Source organism: Mobilicoccus massiliensis (assembly GCF_000826525.2).
In the GTDB taxonomy this organism is placed as follows: Bacteria; Actinomycetota; Actinomycetes; order Actinomycetales; family Dermatophilaceae; genus Mobilicoccus; species Mobilicoccus massiliensis.
Genome location: NZ_LN651326.1, coordinates 236,057 through 253,085, shown reverse-complemented (window position 1 = coordinate 253,085; position 17,029 = coordinate 236,057). Strand labels below are relative to the sequence as shown.

The following is a 17,029-nucleotide window of genomic DNA, read 5'->3' as shown; positions in this document are numbered from 1 at the left end:
GCGTGAGCGGGAGTGCCGACGGATTCCGGCTCGTGCCGTGGGTGGAACCGCATGTTCGAGCGGGCGTTTGGGGTGTCGTGGGTGCTCAGACAGGCGGTTTGGCGCCGGAGAGTCCGCTCGAACAGGCGGTTTCGGCCGGGAGAGCGATGGGACGGGCGGTTTCGTCCGCGGGGAGGCCGGGTGTGGGCGAGTGCCGACGGACTCTGGCTCGTGCCTGGGGTGGAACCGCCTGTTTGAGTGGGAGTGTGCGGTTTCGTGGGTGCTCGGCCAGGCGGTTTGGCGCGGATGAGACCGCTCGGACAGGCGGTTTCACCCGCGGGGGAGGCCGGGTGTCGGCGGGTTCCGGCGGGTTTCGGCTTATGCCGGGGGGTGGAACCGCCTGTTTGAGCGGGAGTTTGCGGTCTCGTGGGGGTTCGGCGGCTGTCTCGGAGGCGTCAGAGGAGGCGGGTGTCGAGGTCGGTGACGGAGACGCCGTTCTCGTGCTGTTCGAGTCGGTGCACCTGGGCGCCGGCGCGTTCGGCGACGCATGCCTCGAGCTGCCCGTCGATGTAGTGCAGCGCCGCGCCGTCGTCGACGCCGTATCCGCCCGGAAGCTGGTTGGTGTCGATGAACTCCTTGTACTGCGGCGCGCGGTCGGCCTCGGAGTCGTAGTGCGGGCAGAAGCTGCCGGGCACGAGCCCGAGCCCGAGCGACAGTGGGGTGATGCCGCGGCCGGAGGCGTCGGTGGTGCATCCCTCGTGCCAGACGGCGCCGCCGGCGCTCACCCCGGCGAGGACCACATCGCGGCTCGAGTCCTGGGCGTACGAGCGGAACCGCTGCCCGATGCCGTGCGCGCCCCAGAGGGCGAGGGTGTTGAGGGTGTTGCCGCCGCCGACGAGGAACACGTCGACCTCGTCCATGCGGTCGATGGCATCGGCCGCGCCGCTCCACAGCGTGAGGACGCTCGTGCGCACCTTGGAGCTGTAGGCGTTGATGAACCGTGAGACGTACAGACCGTCGTCCGCCGAGGCGGTCGGCACGAAGCAGACCAGGGGGTTGGTCGCGTCGGTGAGGGACATGATGTACCGGTCGAGGCTGGTGGGCCGGAAGCCCTCCGAGGAGGAGAAGCCGCCACCGCCCAGGGCGACGATGTGAGTGGTCATAGCACGACGGTAGTCCGCAAATCGCCGGTGCGGTGGGGGAGAAGGTCCCGCGCCACGTGTGGTTCTCGTCGCACCGGGTGGACGCGAGAGTGGGCACCTCCCGCAGCCGGAAGGAGCCCACTCAGGGACGTTGGCCGCCGATGTCGAGAGGGGCCTCTCTTACCGGTTCGGATGACTCGGATCGGGTCAGGGGCGCGGAGTCCCGCCCGACGCGCCGGGCGCATCCAGCACTCTCGCGGACGTCGCGTAGCGCCGGGCCTTGTCGACGTAGATCTGAGCGTTGCGGGTCACCTTGGCGAGTTCGTCGTCGGTGAGTTCGCGGCGCACCTTGCCGGGGACGCCCATGACGAGGGAGCGCGGCGGGATCTCGACGCCCTCGGAGACGAGGGTGCCGGCGGCGACGATGGAGTCGGAGCCCACGCGGGCGCCGTTCATCACCGTGGCCCCCATGCCGACGATGACCCGGTCCTCGATCGTGCAGCCGTGGACGACCGCGGCGTGGCCGACGGTGACGTCCTCGCCGAGCACGCACGCAAATCCGGGATCGGTGTGCAGCACCGCGTTGTCCTGGACGTTGCTGCGGGCCCCGACGCGGATCTCGTCACCGTCACCGCGCGCGACCGTGCCGAACCAGAGGCTCGCCTGCGAGGCGATGCTCACCGCGCCGACGATCACCGAGGTCGGTGCGCACCACGCGTCCTCGGCGACGACCGGAGCCGTCTCGTCGAGTGCGACCCGCACGTCAGCTGACGTCGTTGGGGTTGGCGGGCTTGCGACCCGTGGACTTCGCGTAGTACTTCGTCCACTGGCGCGTGGCGAGCATGCGAGCAAGCGCGATGACCGCACCCGAGAACGCGGCCCAGAGGATGGCCTCGTACATCTTCGTGTCGGGGTCCTCGGGGTTGGCGGGCGGATCGCTCGCCATCACGGCCTTCCAGCCGCCCTCGGAGATCTTCTTCGCGAGAACACCGGCGCCGACGGCCGCGGCCGTTCCCAGGATCTTGAACACCTTTTCACCCATGGGAGGCAGTCTGCCAGGCGTGGAGCATCTCGGCGACGGCTGAGCCGCCTCGGGGCGCTGACGCTTCTCCCGCGCCCCTGCCGGTCGTCGACGATCGGGCGCCCGGCCGCCCACCGGAGATCGCGCGCCGGTCGCCGACGCGCCGTCACCAGGCCCGACGCGCTACAGTGGCGGCACTTCGACAGGGGAGCGCCCCGGCGCTGAGAGTGCGGTTCGTCCGCAGACCCTCGAACCTGATCCGGTTCACACCGGCGTAGGGAGTCGAGCTTCTCGGGTACCCATGTGTCCACCCCTGTGCGAGGTGACCGCATCGACGGCCGACCACGGGAGTTCCAATGACCGCACCGCGCAACGACATCGCCGACCTCCAGGGGCTCACGCGGCCGGGTCGTCGCCAGGCCAAGGGTGGCCCCTTCGCCTGGCGCGCCGTCGACCTCGTCACGCTCGCCGTGCTCGGCGTCGCCCTCGGTGTCGTGTTCTGGGGATTCGACGTGTTCCTCTACGAGCCGCTCAAGATCGCGCTCGCCGGTTTTCCGCCGGCGCAGGAGCTCATGCTCGGTGTGTGGCTGCTGCCGGCCGTCGTCGGTGCGCTGCTCGTCCGCCGCCCGGGTGCCGCGCTGCTCTGCGAGATGGTCGCCGCCAACGTCGAGATGCTGCTCGGAAACCAGTGGGGGGCGATGGTGCTGCTCTCGGGGTTGTTGCAGGCTCTCGGCGTCGAGGTCGCGGCCGCGCTATGGCGTTGGCGCCGGCACGGCGCCATGACGGCCGTGCTCGGTGGCGCGCTCGCGGCGGTGTTCGAGATCGTGATCTACGAATGGTGGGCCTACGTGCCGGAGTACTCGTGGGCGTGGAAGCTCGTCTACCTCGGTGCCGGCGTGCTGTCGGGCATCGTCGTCGCCGGTCTGGGCGGGCTCGCCCTCGTCAAGGCGCTCGCCGCCAGCGGTGCGATCTCGCACTTCCCGCCCGGCGAGGAGTACCTCGTCGGGCCGCACCGAGCCCCGCGCGGGTGAGCAGCGGCGCGCACCCTGCGCTGGAGGCCCGCGGCGTCACGTGGATCCCACTCGGCCGGCGCACCCCGGTCCTCGACGGCGCGGAGCTGCGGATCGAGCCGGGCGAACGGGTGCTGCTCGTGGGCGCGAGTGGCGCCGGCAAGTCGACGCTGCTGCGCGCGCTGGCCGGGGTGCTCGGTGAGGCGGAGGCCGGTGACCTCACGGGCGAGGTGCACGTCGACGGTGAACCGTTGCGCCCCGGGGACGGGCGGGTCGGCCTGCTGTTGCAGGATCCGCAGTCCTCGCTCGTCGCCGGGCGGGTGGGCCGTGACGTCGCGTTCGGGCCGGAGAACCTCGGCGTCCCGCGCGGACGGATTCACGAGCGCGTCGCCGATGCCCTTGCCGCCGTGGGGTTTCCGTACGACACCGAACACCGCACCTCCGCGCTCTCCGGCGGCGAGACCCAACGCCTCGCCCTCGCGGGCGTCCTCGCGATGCACCCGCGAGTGCTGCTGCTCGACGAGCCCACGGCGATGCTCGACGACGAGTCCGCCGCCGACGTGCGCGAGGCCGTCGCCCGGGTCGTCGCCGATCGGCGCGTCGCTCTCGTCGTCGTCGAGCACCGGCTGGACCGGTGGCTGGGGGAGCCGGGCCACGCGACATCGGGAACGAATGAGCCGACCCGCGCCTTCGTCCCGGAGCGGCTCGACCTCATCGACCGTCTCGTCGTCCTCGGCGAGCAGGGGGTCGTCATCGCCGACGGTCGTCCGGAGCGCGTGCTGTCGACCAACCGTGACGAGTTGCTCGCGGCCGGCATCTGGCTGCCCGGCGAGCCCGCGCCCCGGCCCGACGAGGTCACGGTGCCGCCCCCGCGTCTGGCCGTCGCAGCCTCGGAGCCGGCACTCACGTGCACCGATGTCGGGCTCGTGCGCACCCCACGCCGCGGCCTCGCGGTCTCGCGCCGGCAGCCGCCCGTGTCTGCGCTCAGCGACGTCGACCTCGCCGTCGACGCGGCGACGATGACCGTCCTGCGCGGTCGCAGCGGTGCCGGCAAGTCCTCGCTGCTCGGTGTCGCGATCGGACTCGACCGGCCCACGTCGGGACGGGTCGTCGCCGCACCTGCGCTCGCAGAGGGAGCCGGCTCGGCGCCGGGGCGGTGGACGTCCCCTCAACTCGCCGAACGCGGCGCGTGGGTGCCGCAGCAGGCGTCGCTGGCGATCGTCGGTCGCACCGTGCTCGACTGTCTCCTCGCCACGTGTCGCGCTCTCGGTGATCCGGAGGGCGAAGCCCGTTCGCGGGCCGAGTCCCTCGCCACGCAGTTGCACCTGAGCGGGCTCGAGGAGCGCAACCCCTACACCCTCTCCGGCGGGCAGCTTCGCCGCCTCGCGCTCGCCGCCGCGCTCGTTCACGGGCCGGCGCTGCTTGCCCTCGACGAGCCGAGCGTCGGTCAGGACCGGCACACCTGGGCCGCCGTCGCCGGAGTCTGCGCCGCGAGCGTGCGCGCCGGTTCCGCCGTGCTCGTCAGCACCCACGACGACGCGCTCGCGCGCCACGCCGATGCCACCCACACCCTCGAAGCGGGCCGGCTCGTGGGGTCGGTGACCGCATGATCGGGATGCTGCGCCGGTGCGGGCCGTTGTCACTGCTGGCGGCGGGGTTCGTTCTCGCCGTCGGCGGACTCACCGCGCCGACCTTCCAGGGCCTCCTCGTCGGTCTCGCGGTAGAGGTGCCCGTGTTCGTCGTGCTCGCGATGCGCACCGGTTACCCGCTGATCCGTCAGGTGCCCGGGCTCATCGCGGTGGCCTCGCTCGCGTGGTCGAACTGGCTGCTCGCCGATCCCCGTTCCCTCGAGGTCGCGGCCTTCGCGGCCGGGCGGGTCGCGTTCTTCGTGCTGCCGGGGCTCGTGCTCGTCTCGTACATCGACCCGTTCACGTTCGGCGACCACCTCGGCCAGCGGCTGCGGCTGCCCGCACGCCCGGTGCTCGCAGGCGTCGCAGCGCTGCAACAACTCGACTCCTTCGCCGACGACTGGAACACCCTCGATCGTGCTCGCCGCGCCCGCGGACTCGGACCAGGCCGTGGGCCCATCTCCCGCGTCAGGCACACGGCGTCGCTCGCCCTCGCGCTGCTCGTCGAGGCCGTGCGCCGCGCCGCGCAGATGACCGTCGCGATGCAGGCCCGCGGCTACTCCGCCCCGGGGCGCCGCACCTGGGCCGAACCGGCGCCGTGGACACGCCCCGACACGGCGCTGCTCGTCCTCGCCGTCCTGCTCGCGGCCACTCCGGCGCTCGTCTCGATCATGCGCTGACGGCCTGCGCAACCGTCTGCGCCGATCGGCTGTCGCCGAATCCTCCCGCACCGATCCACGTCGTCCCTCTCCGCGGATCATCGTGGCCCGGGCCGAGGCCGTCACCAAGACCCCGCGACGACGACAGTCGTCGACGAGATGGTGAGGTGCACGATGAGTGACAATCCCGCGTCGGCCCCTGATCGCGCGACTCGCGCTGGCCCCTCGCCCCGGTGCGCCCTGACACCGCCCACACCGGCGGCGTCGCCGACGACGGCTCGTGGGTGGTGCGGCCGACGATCGTCGACGGGCTGCCGCTCGACGCCGCGCCGTACTGCGAGGAGATCTTCGGGCCGGTCTGCATCGTCAACCGGTTCTCCACCGAGAATGAGGCCGTACACCTCGCCAACGACACCCGCTACGGCCTCAAAGCGATGCTGTTCACCGAGAACCTCTCGACGGCCCACCTCGTCTCGAGCCGCCTGCGCGCGGGCACGGTGTGGGGCGTCGACTGCTTCTTCATCCGCGACCTGCGCACGCCGTTCGGGGGGTCGGCGACTCCGGCGTCGGGCGTGAGGGGGCGACTTCAGCCGGGAGTTCTTCACCGATCCCAAGGCCGTCGTCATGCAGATCCGCCGCTGCGGAGTGTGGACGGGCTGACATATGCGTAGCCGCTCATATGAAGATTGGTGCATGGATCACGCCGCGACAGCCGACGCCCTGGATGGGTGCGTCGGCTCTGTTCAAGGCGTTGTCCTCGCCTCTGCGTATCGGAATCGTCATGTCGCTCGTCGAGCGTCCGCACACGGTCACCGAACTCGTCGACGCGCTCGGCGTCTCCCAGCCGCTGGTCTCCCAGCACCTCAAGGTGCTGCGCGACCTCTGCCTCGTGCACGCCACGCGCAGTGGCCGGGAGATGTCGTACGCGCTCATGGACGACCACGTGGCCCACATCGTGCGGGACGCCGTGGCGCACGTCTCCGAGCACGACCCGCACCAACCCCATTCGCGGCACACCGATCCGAAGGATCCGTCATGACGCACACCCTCGCCGAAGAGCACACCGACCACCGCCACGGTGACGGCTGCGGCCACGAGAAGGTCGTCCACCTCGTGCCAGTGCAACGACTGCGACGACCTCTGCGCCACGTGCACGTGCGAGAACTGCACCTGTCCCACCTGCGAGCACGCCGCCTGACGCCGGCGACCAGCCGCTCACGCGAGAACGCGCCCACCCCCTGCGGGACGGGCGCATTCTCGCGTCTCACAGCTCCGGTTGCCGACCGAGGGTGCCGACGAGACTGCGGCGATAACCGGGGGCCTCGAAGCGCGTGAGTGACTCCTCGGCCTTGCGTAGGCGCCCGACGAGGCCGAGGCGGCTCACGACCGACTCGTTGCCGCGCTGAGAGGCGAAGTCGCGCAGGGTGTCGACGGCCCGGCCGGTGCGGGCGACCTCGCCGGCGCGGAAGGCGTCGAGTCGGGCCGCGTACCAGTCGGAGGCGAGGACGCTGTCGCGCGTGAACATCTCGCGCAGCTCGGCGCTGCCCAGCGTCCAGCCCTCGCTCGTGGAGCCGTTCGCCATGATCTCGAGCAGGGCCCGCAGGGGCGGGACGGCGTAGCTGATCGTGCCGTCGTCGAAATACGCGCGGGCGACGCGTTCGTGGGTCGTGACCATCGTCGCCATGGACTCGGCGAACACCGCCGGGTCCTGCTCCTCCGGCCGCAGCATCTCGGGGGTGAACACGACCTGCGGATGCATGAACACCCGGCCGAAGTAACTCGACGAGAACGCCGCCGTCATGCGGTAGCCCAGCCGGCTCGCGAGCACGGGTCGGCCGTCGAACTCGAAGTCCTCGAGCTTCTCCAGGTAACCACCGGCGACGAGCCGCCCGGCGTCGCGCTCGTCGGGTGTCATCCGGGCGAACACCTCGGGCACGAGCAGGCTGATGTCGTGGTCCACGCGCGCCTTGGGGCCGACGTATCCCGCGGCCGAGATCCACCCGTCGTAGCCGCAGAGGGCGTAGGAGAGGAACGCGGCGTTGAGGTCGATCGTCGCCGGCATCGCGTTGAACGGCGCCTTGGTGAGGGCCCCCTCCGAGCCGGCGCCCGTCGTCGACGGGGACTTGCCGGTCATCGAGCTGATGAACTCCATGAACAGCTCGGGCAGCTCGAGGTAGTGCAGCGGGTTGAAGGCGCACAGTGGGGGAACGCCGGGTTCCGGCGGGTTGTTGCGACGCCCCGCGGCGACGACGTCGACCGGGTGGGGCAGGGGCCGTCGCAGCGGAACGTCGTCGTGCAGGTGGCGGGCGATGTCGGCCGCCGCGGTGTTGAGCGGATCGGCGTGGTCGGGACGCACCTGCAGGTAGCGCGGATTCTTCGAGCGCTTGCCGTCGACGATGCGGGGCTCGGAGGACGAGACGACGTAGTCGGGTGCGTCGTCGGCGTCGAACCGCTCGAGCAGGTGCCGCATCGGCGCGCTGTACCGGCTGAAGTCGATCGCGTCCCTCATCATCGCGGCGACGTCGGGGCGGGTGAGCGGTTCGAAGTTCGACAGGAACGTGCCGGGCCGGGCGATGTCGGCCTCCGCCTGGGTGTCGTATCCGCGGTGGATCGCGTCGTCGGGACGCTGGAACAGCAGGTTCTCGCAGTTCTCGACGACCTTGCGCGAGAAGTGCGGTGCACCGGCCTCGTCGTCGACCCCGTCGAGCACCGTGCCCGGCGGCACGACGATGCTCGCCGTGATGTCGTCCTCGGTCTGCACCTTGACGGCCGGGCTGAAGTCGGGGCGCAGGCCGAAGAGACGCCACGAGCCGTCGGGGTCGAACCCGACGCGCAGCATGTGGATGCGGATCTTCTCGGTGTCGAGGCGCACCTGGTTTCCACTGCGGCCGTTGATGATGCCGACGGTGAAGTGGCTGCGCCAGTCCTCGCCCCACTCGGGGTCGTAGGCGTCTTTGACGACGTAGACGAGCTCCTTGACGTGCTGGGGGATCGACTCGAGCCACGCGTTGTACTCGTCGGAGTAGTCGGCGCGCGGGGTGAGGAGCTTGATGACGCTGCCCGCGCTGCGACGGCTCGAGAGCACCGAGCGGTGGTCCTCACCGTTGCGCGCGGGGTCGGCGAACCGGTCGGAGTAGTCGCGCTCGAGGATCTCCTGCACGACGTCGAGGTCGGCGGTGAGGTCGGCGGTGTAGCTCGTGCCGGCGACGAACGCGTCCGAGATCGCCTTGGAGATCTCCGACTTGCCGCCGCCGGAGACCGTGCTCGGCTTGTGACAGCTCGTCGCGCGGGCGGAGGTGCCGATGAGGCTCCACTCGGTGCGGGACTCCGGATCCTGGTGCAGGTGCACCCGGTAGCCACCGGGGCCGAAATAGACGTGGCCGGCGAGCAGCGGGATCGTGCGCGTCTCGCCGCCGGGCCCCTCCCACGTGATCGACTGCTCGCGCAGCCGGTAGGTGGCGTGCCCGGGAACGAGGACGAACTCCGGGTGCGCACGGTCGAGGGCGTGGCCCTCGGGCTGCACCTCGAACCGGTCGGGGTCGCGCGCGACGACCTCCTCGACCGACTGGTCGGGATCGAGGAACGTGTCGGTGAACGCGCGCCCGAGGTCGTAGCTGGGGAACACGAGCGCCCCGCCGGCGTGCTCCTCCTCGACCCCGCCGTAGAGGTTGGCGGAGTAACCGATCTGGGTCTTGACCTCCTTCTTGCAGTAGCCGAAGTAGTTGTCGGCGATGATCGTGACGATCACGCCGCGCTCGTCGCGGGCGCAGATCTTGAACGCGCCGCCGTCGTTGTACCGCTCGTCCTCCCGCCGCCAGCACATGCCGTCGCGCCGCTGCCGCTCGGTGGCCTCGTCGTGGTGGGGGAGGCCGAGCTCCTTCTTGGTGAGACGCACGAGGTGCGGGGCGAGGATGACGCAGCCGGTCGTGCCGGTCCATCCCGACGGGTCGAGAGCGGCGTCGTTCTCGGGCAGGTAGGGGTCGCCGCCGTTGCCGAAGATGCCCTCGACGAAGTCGAGGTTGGAGACGAGGCCCCCGGGCGCGATGAACCGGATCTCCATACGCTTCTCGCGACAGAAGCCCGGTACGGCGGGCACGACGAGCGGGTGCAGCAGCAACGAGACGAAACAGGCCGCCGGTGCGGACTCCTCGGCGGTGTACGGCAGCAGCATCGCCTCCTGCGGGGGCGTGACGGCCGCCTCCAACAGACGCCCGAAGACGGCGACCGGCACGGCCTTCTTGTCGTCCGGCACCGGCAGGCCGCCCTCGACGATGTGGAAGACGCCGGCGGTGGTGCGCCGGTCGCTGGCCGGGTTGTGCAGCACGCCGTTGGCCACCCGGTAGCTGCTGACGAGGGGCGAGGTGAAGCGGTCGCCGTGCACCGGCAGCGAGAGCTCGCGGGCGAGGCCGGGGCTGTCGAGGACGAGCGTGCGCCGCGGCAGGGTGGGCGTGATGCCGGTGCCGTCGAGGTAGTCGGTGAGGAAGTCCTCGATGCGCTGGTCGACGTGGCAGAGCCGCTCGGAGAGGCGGCGGGAGAACTCGCGCTGACGGGCGAGGACCGGCGCCACGAGCTCCTCGACAGTGCTCGAATCGGCGCCCGCGACACCGGGCAACCCGAGGAGGGTCAGGCGGAGGTTGATCATCGTGGTGACATCGGGGTTTGCCATGGCGGACCTTCCGGCTGTCGACGGAGACTGCTGCCCATCCGTTCGGCCGCGCTGCGGGCGCACGCGGCCGCTTCGGACTGTCGACTTCACCCTAGCCGCCGCCGCGCGCCCTGGCCCGGGGCGAATGTGGTCGAGCTGCCGCGGGGTTCGTCGTGGGCGACGCTGCGTTGCCCTCTCGTCGGTGGCGCGCCGGTGACCGGCTGCCCTCGTCGCGGATTCAGGACAGAGACGTACGTGATACCGTACGTGCTATGGGAGGTGAAGAACGATGACCGCAGTATCCGCAACCTCGGCCCGAGCCAATCTGTATCGGCTGATCGACCAGGTCAACACGGAATCCGAGCCGTTGACCATCACCGGTCAGCGAGGCAACGCCGTGCTCATCGGCGAGAACGACTGGCGGGCGATCCAGGAGACCCTTTTCCTCGAGTCCGTGCCCGGGTTGTCCGAGTCGATCCGCGACGCCCGAACCGAGGGCGTCGAGGCCGGCTCCACCGAGCTGGACTGGTGAGCACCACCCCCTGGACGCTGGTCTATTCGCGTCAGGCGCAGACGGATGCCAAGAAGCTCGCATCGTCGGGGCTGAAGACGAAGGCGCAGGCCCTTCTTGACGTCCTGGCCCAGGATCCGTTCGCCATGCCTCCTCGGTACGAGAAGCTCGTCGGCGAACTCGCAGGCTGCTATTCGCGTCGGATCAACATCCAGCACCGGCTCGTCTACGAGGTTCTGCCCGACGAGCACGTCGTCCACGTCCTGAGGATGTGGACCCACTACGAGTAAGAACCGTGCCGGGTGGGCTGACCCCGTCGGCATCGGCCGGAGACGACGAGAGGCGGCCCCGAGCACTGCTCGGGACCGCCTCGAACCTCGTGGGACGGGTCGCTCAGGAGAGCTCGAACACGTAGTGGCCGTGCGCGATCTCGTTGACGTGACCGCCGACGAACACCTCGCCGCTCTCCTCGACGACGAGGTCGGTGAACGACGGCCGGCCGACGGCGGCACCCTGCGAGATGCGCATGCGGCCGTGACGACCGTTGGCCGCCATCCAGTGACCGAGGTTGGCCGCACCCGAACCGGTGGCCGCGACCTCGACGACACCGCCGGAGGGGCCGTAGAACATGCGGGACTCGATCTGACCGTCACCGCTGTCGGCCCAGACGTAGACCTGCGGCTCGGTGTTGAGCAGCATCGCGTAGGAGTGGAGCATGCGGGCGTCGAGGTGGGCCTTGCGCACGTCCTCCGGGGTCTTGACCGGCAGCACGATGCCCGAACGCCCCGAGTCGACGACCATGACCTCGCCGTGGATCGACTCCAGACGCAACCCCACGAGGGAGGCGAGGATCTGCGGCGTCGAGGTGAGGTGACGCACCTCGGCCCCCGTCGCCCTGATCATCCAGTTGTCCTTGCCCTCGGGGGCGACGGTGACGTCATCCACGCTGCGCGAGGTGAGGTGCAGCTCCTCACGGCGGTTGCCGTACATGCAGCTGATGACGTGCGCGGCGCCGAGCGTCGCACTACCGGCGAAGCGGCCCTCGCCACCGGCCGAGAACACACGGATCCGGCCGCCCTCGGGTGAGGACTCGCGGATGAACACCGTCTCGAGGTTGGCCTGCTGCGCCAGTTGCTGCATGAGCTCGTCCTCCATGTTGCCGGCGTCGTCGAAGACGCACAGCGCATTGCCGGAGAACGGGTCGTCCTTCTTGGCGAAGACGTTGATGATCCGATACGTGAGGTCCATTCTCCGAGCCTATGCGGAGCGGCGCTCTCACGGGGCACAAGTGGTGGACACCACGCGGGGCGAGCCGGGTCTGCGCAGGGGTCGTCCGGTGAGGCCGCGCGGTCGCGGGGCGATCAGCCTCGCCACGGGGACTCGCGGACCGTGAGGATCTGCTCGGCGCGACCGACCGGGCCGCGGATGTCGTGCAGCACCGACGACGTGAGCCCGACGCCCGAATCACCGAAGACGACGTTGGTGTCGAACCCGACCCACCCCGCCTGCGGCGAGCGGAACAGGTGGATCGTGAGGTCGAGGTTGGGGAACATCCACTCGTTCGGATGCGCGCGGGTGGCGACGCCGTTGGCCGTGTCGACGAGGCCGAGGTAGGTGGCCATGTCGCTGACGTCGGTGTCCTCGATGAGGGACTTGGTCGAGCGCAACCACATGCGCCCGTCACCGGGAACCGAGCCGGGGTCGCGGCGGAACTCCAGGGACGCGATGTACCCGCCCGCCCAGAGCGAGGATCCGTTCCACGCCTCGATGGAATCGGGCGCCGGCATCGGCTCGGGCAACCCGCCGGCGACATCGCTCGTGTCCTGCTTGGACAGCCGCCAGCCGCGGGCGCGCACGACCGGCCGGCCCTCGACCGTCATCACGGCCTCGTCGAGCTCGATCGTGCGTCCCGGCCGCAACGTGTGGCACTTCACGAGCGACGGTGCGGCGGGGATCATCCCGAGGATCTCGTAGGTGATGCGCGAGAGCTGCATGTCGTCGCGCCCGTTGAACGTCTCCATACAGTGGGCGATGAGCCCGGACACCGGCGCCATGTGCTGCTCGGCCGGATTCCACGCCCCCTGCGCGTGCAGCGTCGGCATGTAGGTGTCGTCGTCGATCCGCCGGTAGTAGCTCGGGGAATCCGACTCGAGGCCGAGGGGGTTCGCATCCGTCTGCGCGCTCATGAGCGTGATCGTAGTGGGGACGTCGCTCGCCACGAGATGGCAGATGGGATGGAAGCGGGCCGGGGGTGATCACCCCACCCTCGATGCCATCCCGTCTTCCACGTCGCCTTCCATCCCATCTGCCACGTCGCCTGCCGCCTCGGCCCCCACCTCGCCTGCCGTCTCGTCACGTGCGCGTCGGCAGCGGCGTTACCCTCCCCGGGTGAGTGGAGCCAGTGAACGCAGCGCGTCTCGTGCCGCCGCACCCACCTCGCCTGCCCCGCCGCGGGCGCTGGTCTACGAGACGGTGCTCGTTCTCGGAGTCTCGTTGGGGAGTTCGGCGATCTACGCGGTGTTGTCGATCGTTCGCAAGCTCACGGCGCAGGTGCCGCTCTCGGCACAGACCACGACGATGAACGAGGCCGTCACGCCCGACCGGCCGTGGCTCGATCTCGCCTACCAGCTCGTCGGGGTGGGGTTCGGGGTCGTGCCGGCGTTGCTCGCCGTGTACCTGCTCACCCGCGACGACGTCTCCGCGGCCCGGCGTATCGGCGCCGACCTGCGGCGTCCGGTGTCCGACCTCGCTCGCGGAGCCCTGCTCGCGGCGGTCATCGGCATCCCCGGCCTCGCGCTGTACTTCGCGGCCCGGGCGATGGGTCTCAACACGACGATCGCCGCCGCCGGACTCGAGCACGTGTGGTGGGCGATCCCCGTTCTCGTGCTCGCCGCGGCCCAGAACGCGATCCTCGAAGAGGTCGTCATGATCGGCTACCTGTTCACCCGCTGGTCACAGGCCGGCTGGTCGTGGATCGCGATCGTGCTGACCTCCGCCGTCATCCGCGGCACCTATCACCTGTACCAGGGGTTCGGCGGGTTCGTCGGCAACCTCGCGATGGGCCTCATCGTCGCGCTCGGCTATCGACGCTGGGGCCGGGTGGGTCCGCTCGTCGTCGCCCACACGATCCTCGACGTCGTCGCCTTCGTCGGCTACACCCTCCTCGCCGACCGCGTCGGCTGGCTCTGATCCGAACGACCCGGCCCCGACTCCGTCCCGCCCCAACTTCGCTCGAACAGGCGTTTTCACCGGCACGCACGGGGTGGAAACGCCTGTGCGAGCGACACCGACGGATGAATACGGCCGTTCACGTTCGCGCGAGACGCAGACCTGCGGCCAGACGGCCGTCGCGCTGAGCGGCGACGAGAGTCTCGAGAGCCCGGTCGCGCAGGGCCCACGGCGTGAGCGTCGTGACGAAGATGCGCGTGCCGCCCTCGAAGCCGGCGAGCGTCGAGATGCGCCACTTCAGTTCGATGCGCCACGGCATGGCCCGGTCGACGTCGGCGGGGCGGTGGTGCCATTCCTCGTTGCAGGGGATGTCGGAGCCGGTGGCGACGTGCAGGGCGTGCAGCACGTCGGAGACGCCGTCTATCTGGGTGCGGGTCATCTCGAACGGGCGCCGATCCGTGTCCTTGGCCCAGACCTCCAGCGTCGGGTAGCGGTGGCCGAATCCCGCGAAGGCGACGGCGTGATCGTTCTCGGCGATGACGAGCCCCTGGTCGCGGGCGTACTGCAGGTGACCGGCGTAGAGGCCGGATCGGGCGGTGAGCCGCGTCAACTCGCGCTGCACCTGATCGCCGTGCTCGTCGATGGCGACGAGTTGCTTGTGCAGGTGGTCGAACGACGCCCCGGCAGGGGCGAGCCAGTTCTGGAACGCGGCCACGTACCGCGCCGCCGGAATGTCGGCGTAGAGCCGCTCGATCGACGCGACGGTGAACCGCACGTAGGCGGTGTGCTCGGACGGGGTGAGAGTGGCGGAGGACGCGAGTGCCTCGGGGTCGTCGTCGGTGACGTGCCGCCGCGGGACGACGAGGTCGTGGCCGCCGGCGAAGAACGCCATCGACCTCGCGAGACGGGCGTCGTCGTCCAGGGCCCCCCAGGTCTCGGACGAGCCGCCCGCAGAGAGGAACCGCGCCCGCAGAACTCCGAGCACGAGCTCCCGCCCGCGCGGGGAGGCGAGCCACCGGTCGTGGTTCGCCCGTGCCTCGGCGATGGGCGTGAGGCCGTGGTTCTCACGCCAGTACTCGTACGAAACGATCTCGAAGAGGTTGGGCAGCCGGCGGAACTCCGGTGTCGTCGAGTGCAGTTCCTCCGGCGGTACGGCGGTGAGAGTGACGAACCCGCCCTCCTCGGCTCCCGTGGCTCCCGTGACTCCGCGCGAGCGCACCACCCGCGCCTTCTCCGGTGGCACCTCGTCGGCGCGTTCGAGGCAGAACGCGCACGGAACCCCGCGGCCGCGCGGTCCCTCGGCCATGTGCGACGCCCGGCCGGCGACGAGGGGCCGGTGACCGCGGCCGGGCACGGTCCAGACCTCGGTGCCCGACAACGGGTTGATCTGCTTGACGGTGCCGTCGGCCATGACGGTGATCGGTTCGCGGTGGGCGGGCAAGAGGCTCACTCCCCGAAGGTAGTCCCGATCACCGCGCTGACCACGGCGGACGTCGGATGAGGACCGTGGTCCCGGTACCGCGCGTCGTCGTTGTCGGCACCGGGCCCGTGCGGCATGGTGAACGCGCGCCGCGGCGCCCGCCGTGACGAGCCGGCCGCGATGCCGCGGCCCGTTCAGCAGGAGTGACCTTGGGCACGATCCATTCCCTCGACTACACCGTGATCGCTCTGTACGTGCTCGCGATGCTCGGCATCGGGGTCGCGTCGGCGTTCTTCGCCAAGGACCGCGACGACTTTCTCCTCGCCGGCCGGCGTCTGAAGTTCCCCCTCTTCTTCGGTTGCATGGCGGCGATGGCGGTCGGCGGCGCGGTGACGGTCGGTGGCGCGCAGCGCGGCTACAAGGTCGGCATCGCCGGGCTGTGGGTCGGCGGCAGCCTCGGCCTGGGGCTCATCATGCTCGGCGTGCTCATCAGCTCCAAGCTGGCCCGGCTGCGCGCGCTGTCGATCAACGAGGTCATCGAGCGCAACTACGGCGCCGCGGCGCGTCTGCTCGGCGCGGTGCTGACGATCATCTACACCGTCTCGCTCACGGTGGTGCAGGTCATCGCGATGGGCAGCATCCTCGCGCTGATCTTCCCCGACCTGTCGACCTCGATGGCGATGATCATCAGCGGCGCGGTCGTCGTGTTCTACACGTTCCTCGGCGGCATGTGGGCGGTGACGATGACCGACATCGTCCAGTTCGTCATCAAGACACTCGGCATCATGATCCTCGTCCCGATCTTCATCTTCACGAGCACCGCCCACGGCGACGTCCCGAGCCTCATGAGCAGGCTGCCCGCGGAGTACTGGGACCCGTTCGCGCTCGGGTTCTCCGGCACGTTGTACTGGATCCTGCTCTACGTGCCGGGTCTCGTCATCGGCCAGGACATCTGGCAGCGCATGTTCACCGCACGCAACGAGCGCGTCGCCCGCACCGGCACGATCCTCGCCGGCGTCTACTCGATCCTCTACGGGCTGGCCGCGGTGCTCCTCGGCATGGCCGTGCTCGCGGTGGGGGCCACTCCCGACGCGCCGTCGGAGACCTTCGCCCTCGGTGTCGAACTGTTCCTGCCGCCGGGCGTCGCCGGATTGCTGCTCGCCGCCGCCATGGCCGCCGCGATGTCGGTGGCCTCCGGCACGATCCTCGCCTGCTCGACCGTCATCTACAACGACATCTACCTGCGGCTCGTGCGCGGCCAGCGCACCTCCGGAGTCGAGGCCGCGGCGGACCTGCGCACCGACGAGGCGACGACTGTGTCCGCCGACCACCACGACGACCACGACCCCGACCGACTCGCCCTTGAGACCTCCGCCGTCGAGCGCGTCGTTCCCGCCGAGCATCGCGACACCTCGCGCGACGTGTGGATCAACCGCGGTATCGCGCTCGTCATCGGTCTTCTCGTCATCGTGCTCGCGCTCGCGATCGAGGACATCTTCAAGGCGCTCGACCTCGCGTACGGGTTCCTCTCCGGCTGCGTGTTCGTGCCGGTGATCGCCGCGTTCTTCCTGCGCCGGGTCTCGCCGCGTGCGGGCCTGTGGGCGCTGCTGCTCAGCGCGATCGGCGTCGCCGGGTCGATGTGGTTCGGCGAGTCGGGCCGCGCCGAGGCGATGTTCGGCCCGGACGTCGCGGCCGACTGGGTCATCGGCGGCAACTACCCGATCATGGTGGGCATGGCCATCGGCATCGCCGTGTACGTCGTCGTCACCGCGCTCGACCCGCGCAAGACCGCGGCCAATACCAAGGTCGACGAGTCCCGGCTCGACCGGCTTCCGCAGGACTGAGA

The 17,029-nt window shown here is 70.4% G+C and carries 16 protein-coding genes and 1 riboswitch; of the genes, 9 read left to right on the top strand and 7 right to left on the bottom strand.

Going from position 1 to position 17,029, the window contains the following annotated elements; genetic code table 11:
- Window positions 1-434: 434 nt before the first annotated feature.
- The 3 genes from BN1197_RS03755 to BN1197_RS03745 all read right to left on the bottom strand — a co-directional run bounded on the left by BN1197_RS03755 (window position 435) and on the right by BN1197_RS03745 (window position 2,163).
- Window positions 435-1,142, bottom strand: a complete 708-nt coding sequence (locus BN1197_RS03755) for a Type 1 glutamine amidotransferase-like domain-containing protein (RefSeq protein WP_040156252.1) — start codon at window positions 1,140-1,142, stop codon at window positions 435-437.
- 186 nt (window positions 1,143-1,328) lie between these two features.
- Entirely contained in the window at window positions 1,329-1,883 is a 555-nt protein-coding gene (locus tag BN1197_RS03750; protein ID WP_040156249.1) for a gamma carbonic anhydrase family protein, read from the bottom strand.
- A 1-nt stretch (window position 1,884) separates the two neighbouring features.
- Window positions 1,885-2,163, bottom strand: coding sequence for a DUF4235 domain-containing protein (locus tag BN1197_RS03745; protein ID WP_040156246.1), 279 nt, complete (start codon window positions 2,161-2,163; stop codon window positions 1,885-1,887).
- A 173-nt stretch (window positions 2,164-2,336) separates the two neighbouring features.
- A riboswitch (TPP riboswitch) is annotated at window positions 2,337-2,440 on the top strand.
- A 58-nt stretch (window positions 2,441-2,498) separates the two neighbouring features.
- On the opposite strand from BN1197_RS03745, the gene BN1197_RS03740 reads away from it, so the two are divergent.
- The 5 genes from BN1197_RS03740 to BN1197_RS03720 all read left to right on the top strand — a co-directional run bounded on the left by BN1197_RS03740 (window position 2,499) and on the right by BN1197_RS03720 (window position 6,478).
- On the top strand, window positions 2,499-3,173 hold the full coding sequence (locus BN1197_RS03740; RefSeq protein WP_040156244.1) for an ECF transporter S component: 675 nt from the start codon (window positions 2,499-2,501) through the stop codon (window positions 3,171-3,173).
- Entirely contained in the window at window positions 3,170-4,762 is a 1,593-nt protein-coding gene (locus BN1197_RS03735) for an ATP-binding cassette domain-containing protein (RefSeq protein ID WP_040156242.1), read from the top strand. Before BN1197_RS03740 ends, BN1197_RS03735 begins: the two co-directional genes overlap by 4 nt.
- Entirely contained in the window at window positions 4,759-5,460 is a 702-nt protein-coding gene (locus BN1197_RS03730; RefSeq protein WP_040156240.1) for an energy-coupling factor transporter transmembrane component T family protein, read from the top strand. The genes BN1197_RS03735 and BN1197_RS03730 overlap by 4 nt, the downstream gene beginning before the upstream one ends.
- A gap of 212 nt (window positions 5,461-5,672) precedes the next feature.
- The gene (locus BN1197_RS03725) at window positions 5,673-6,110 is read left to right on the top strand and encodes an aldehyde dehydrogenase family protein (protein ID WP_040156239.1); all 438 of its coding nucleotides are present in this window, start codon (window positions 5,673-5,675) and stop codon (window positions 6,108-6,110) included.
- Window positions 6,111-6,163: 53 nt separating this feature from the next.
- Window positions 6,164-6,478: an ArsR/SmtB family transcription factor gene (locus BN1197_RS03720; RefSeq protein ID WP_245851812.1), complete on the top strand. Its 315-nt coding sequence runs from the start codon at window positions 6,164-6,166 to the stop codon at window positions 6,476-6,478.
- Between the two features lie 225 nt (window positions 6,479-6,703).
- Here the strand turns inward: BN1197_RS03720 and BN1197_RS03715 are convergent, their stop codons facing one another.
- Window positions 6,704-10,105, bottom strand: coding sequence for a PPi-type phosphoenolpyruvate carboxykinase family protein (locus BN1197_RS03715; protein ID WP_040156237.1), 3,402 nt, complete (start codon window positions 10,103-10,105; stop codon window positions 6,704-6,706).
- A 268-nt stretch (window positions 10,106-10,373) separates the two neighbouring features.
- Here BN1197_RS03715 and BN1197_RS03710 point away from each other — a divergent pair, with 268 nt between their 5' ends.
- Together BN1197_RS03710 and BN1197_RS03705 are read left to right on the top strand one after the other, a co-directional pair.
- Window positions 10,374-10,616, top strand: coding sequence for a type II toxin-antitoxin system Phd/YefM family antitoxin (locus BN1197_RS03710; RefSeq protein WP_040156236.1), 243 nt, complete (start codon window positions 10,374-10,376; stop codon window positions 10,614-10,616).
- Window positions 10,613-10,885 (top strand): Txe/YoeB family addiction module toxin, encoded by a 273-nt coding sequence (locus BN1197_RS03705; protein ID WP_040156234.1) that lies wholly within the window; start codon window positions 10,613-10,615, stop codon window positions 10,883-10,885. The genes BN1197_RS03710 and BN1197_RS03705 overlap by 4 nt, the downstream gene beginning before the upstream one ends.
- Window positions 10,886-10,988: 103 nt before the next feature.
- Here the strand turns inward: BN1197_RS03705 and BN1197_RS03700 are convergent, their stop codons facing one another.
- A complete protein-coding gene (locus tag BN1197_RS03700; protein WP_040156232.1) occupies window positions 10,989-11,843 on the bottom strand; it encodes a PhzF family phenazine biosynthesis protein in 855 nt (284 codons plus the stop codon).
- Between the two features lie 113 nt (window positions 11,844-11,956).
- On the bottom strand, window positions 11,957-12,781 hold the full coding sequence (locus BN1197_RS03695; protein WP_040156230.1) for a thioesterase family protein: 825 nt from the start codon (window positions 12,779-12,781) through the stop codon (window positions 11,957-11,959).
- Window positions 12,782-12,983: 202 nt separating this feature from the next.
- On the opposite strand from BN1197_RS03695, the gene BN1197_RS03690 reads away from it, so the two are divergent.
- Window positions 12,984-13,784: a CPBP family intramembrane glutamic endopeptidase gene (locus BN1197_RS03690; RefSeq protein WP_082043596.1), complete on the top strand. Its 801-nt coding sequence runs from the start codon at window positions 12,984-12,986 to the stop codon at window positions 13,782-13,784.
- Between the two features lie 118 nt (window positions 13,785-13,902).
- On the opposite strand, the gene BN1197_RS03685 is transcribed toward BN1197_RS03690, so the two are convergent.
- Window positions 13,903-15,213 carry a DUF4921 family protein gene (locus tag BN1197_RS03685; RefSeq protein ID WP_245851811.1) on the bottom strand — a complete coding sequence of 437 codons (1,311 nt, stop codon included), beginning with the start codon at window positions 15,211-15,213 and terminating at the stop codon, window positions 13,903-13,905.
- Between the two features lie 179 nt (window positions 15,214-15,392).
- Between BN1197_RS03685 and BN1197_RS03680 the strand changes: the two genes are divergently transcribed.
- Entirely contained in the window at window positions 15,393-17,027 is a 1,635-nt protein-coding gene (locus BN1197_RS03680; protein ID WP_245851810.1) for a sodium:solute symporter family transporter, read from the top strand.
- Window positions 17,028-17,029 lie beyond the last annotated feature (2 nt).

Coding starts and splice junctions, on each gene's coding strand:
- BN1197_RS03755 (WP_040156252.1), bottom strand. CDS start 1,142: ATGACCACTCACATCGTCGCCCTGGGCGGTGGCGGCTTCTCCTCCTCG.
- BN1197_RS03710 (WP_040156236.1), top strand. CDS start 10,374: ATGACCGCAGTATCCGCAACCTCGGCCCGAGCCAATCTGTATCGGCTG.
- BN1197_RS03695 (WP_040156230.1), bottom strand. CDS start 12,781: ATGAGCGCGCAGACGGATGCGAACCCCCTCGGCCTCGAGTCGGATTCC.
- BN1197_RS03715 (WP_040156237.1), bottom strand. CDS start 10,105: ATGGCAAACCCCGATGTCACCACGATGATCAACCTCCGCCTGACCCTC.
- BN1197_RS03720 (WP_245851812.1), top strand. CDS start 6,164: ATGGGTGCGTCGGCTCTGTTCAAGGCGTTGTCCTCGCCTCTGCGTATC.
- BN1197_RS03700 (WP_040156232.1), bottom strand. CDS start 11,843: ATGGACCTCACGTATCGGATCATCAACGTCTTCGCCAAGAAGGACGAC.
- BN1197_RS03740 (WP_040156244.1), top strand. CDS start 2,499: ATGACCGCACCGCGCAACGACATCGCCGACCTCCAGGGGCTCACGCGG.
- BN1197_RS03745 (WP_040156246.1), bottom strand. CDS start 2,163: ATGGGTGAAAAGGTGTTCAAGATCCTGGGAACGGCCGCGGCCGTCGGC.
- BN1197_RS03730 (WP_040156240.1), top strand. CDS start 4,759: ATGATCGGGATGCTGCGCCGGTGCGGGCCGTTGTCACTGCTGGCGGCG.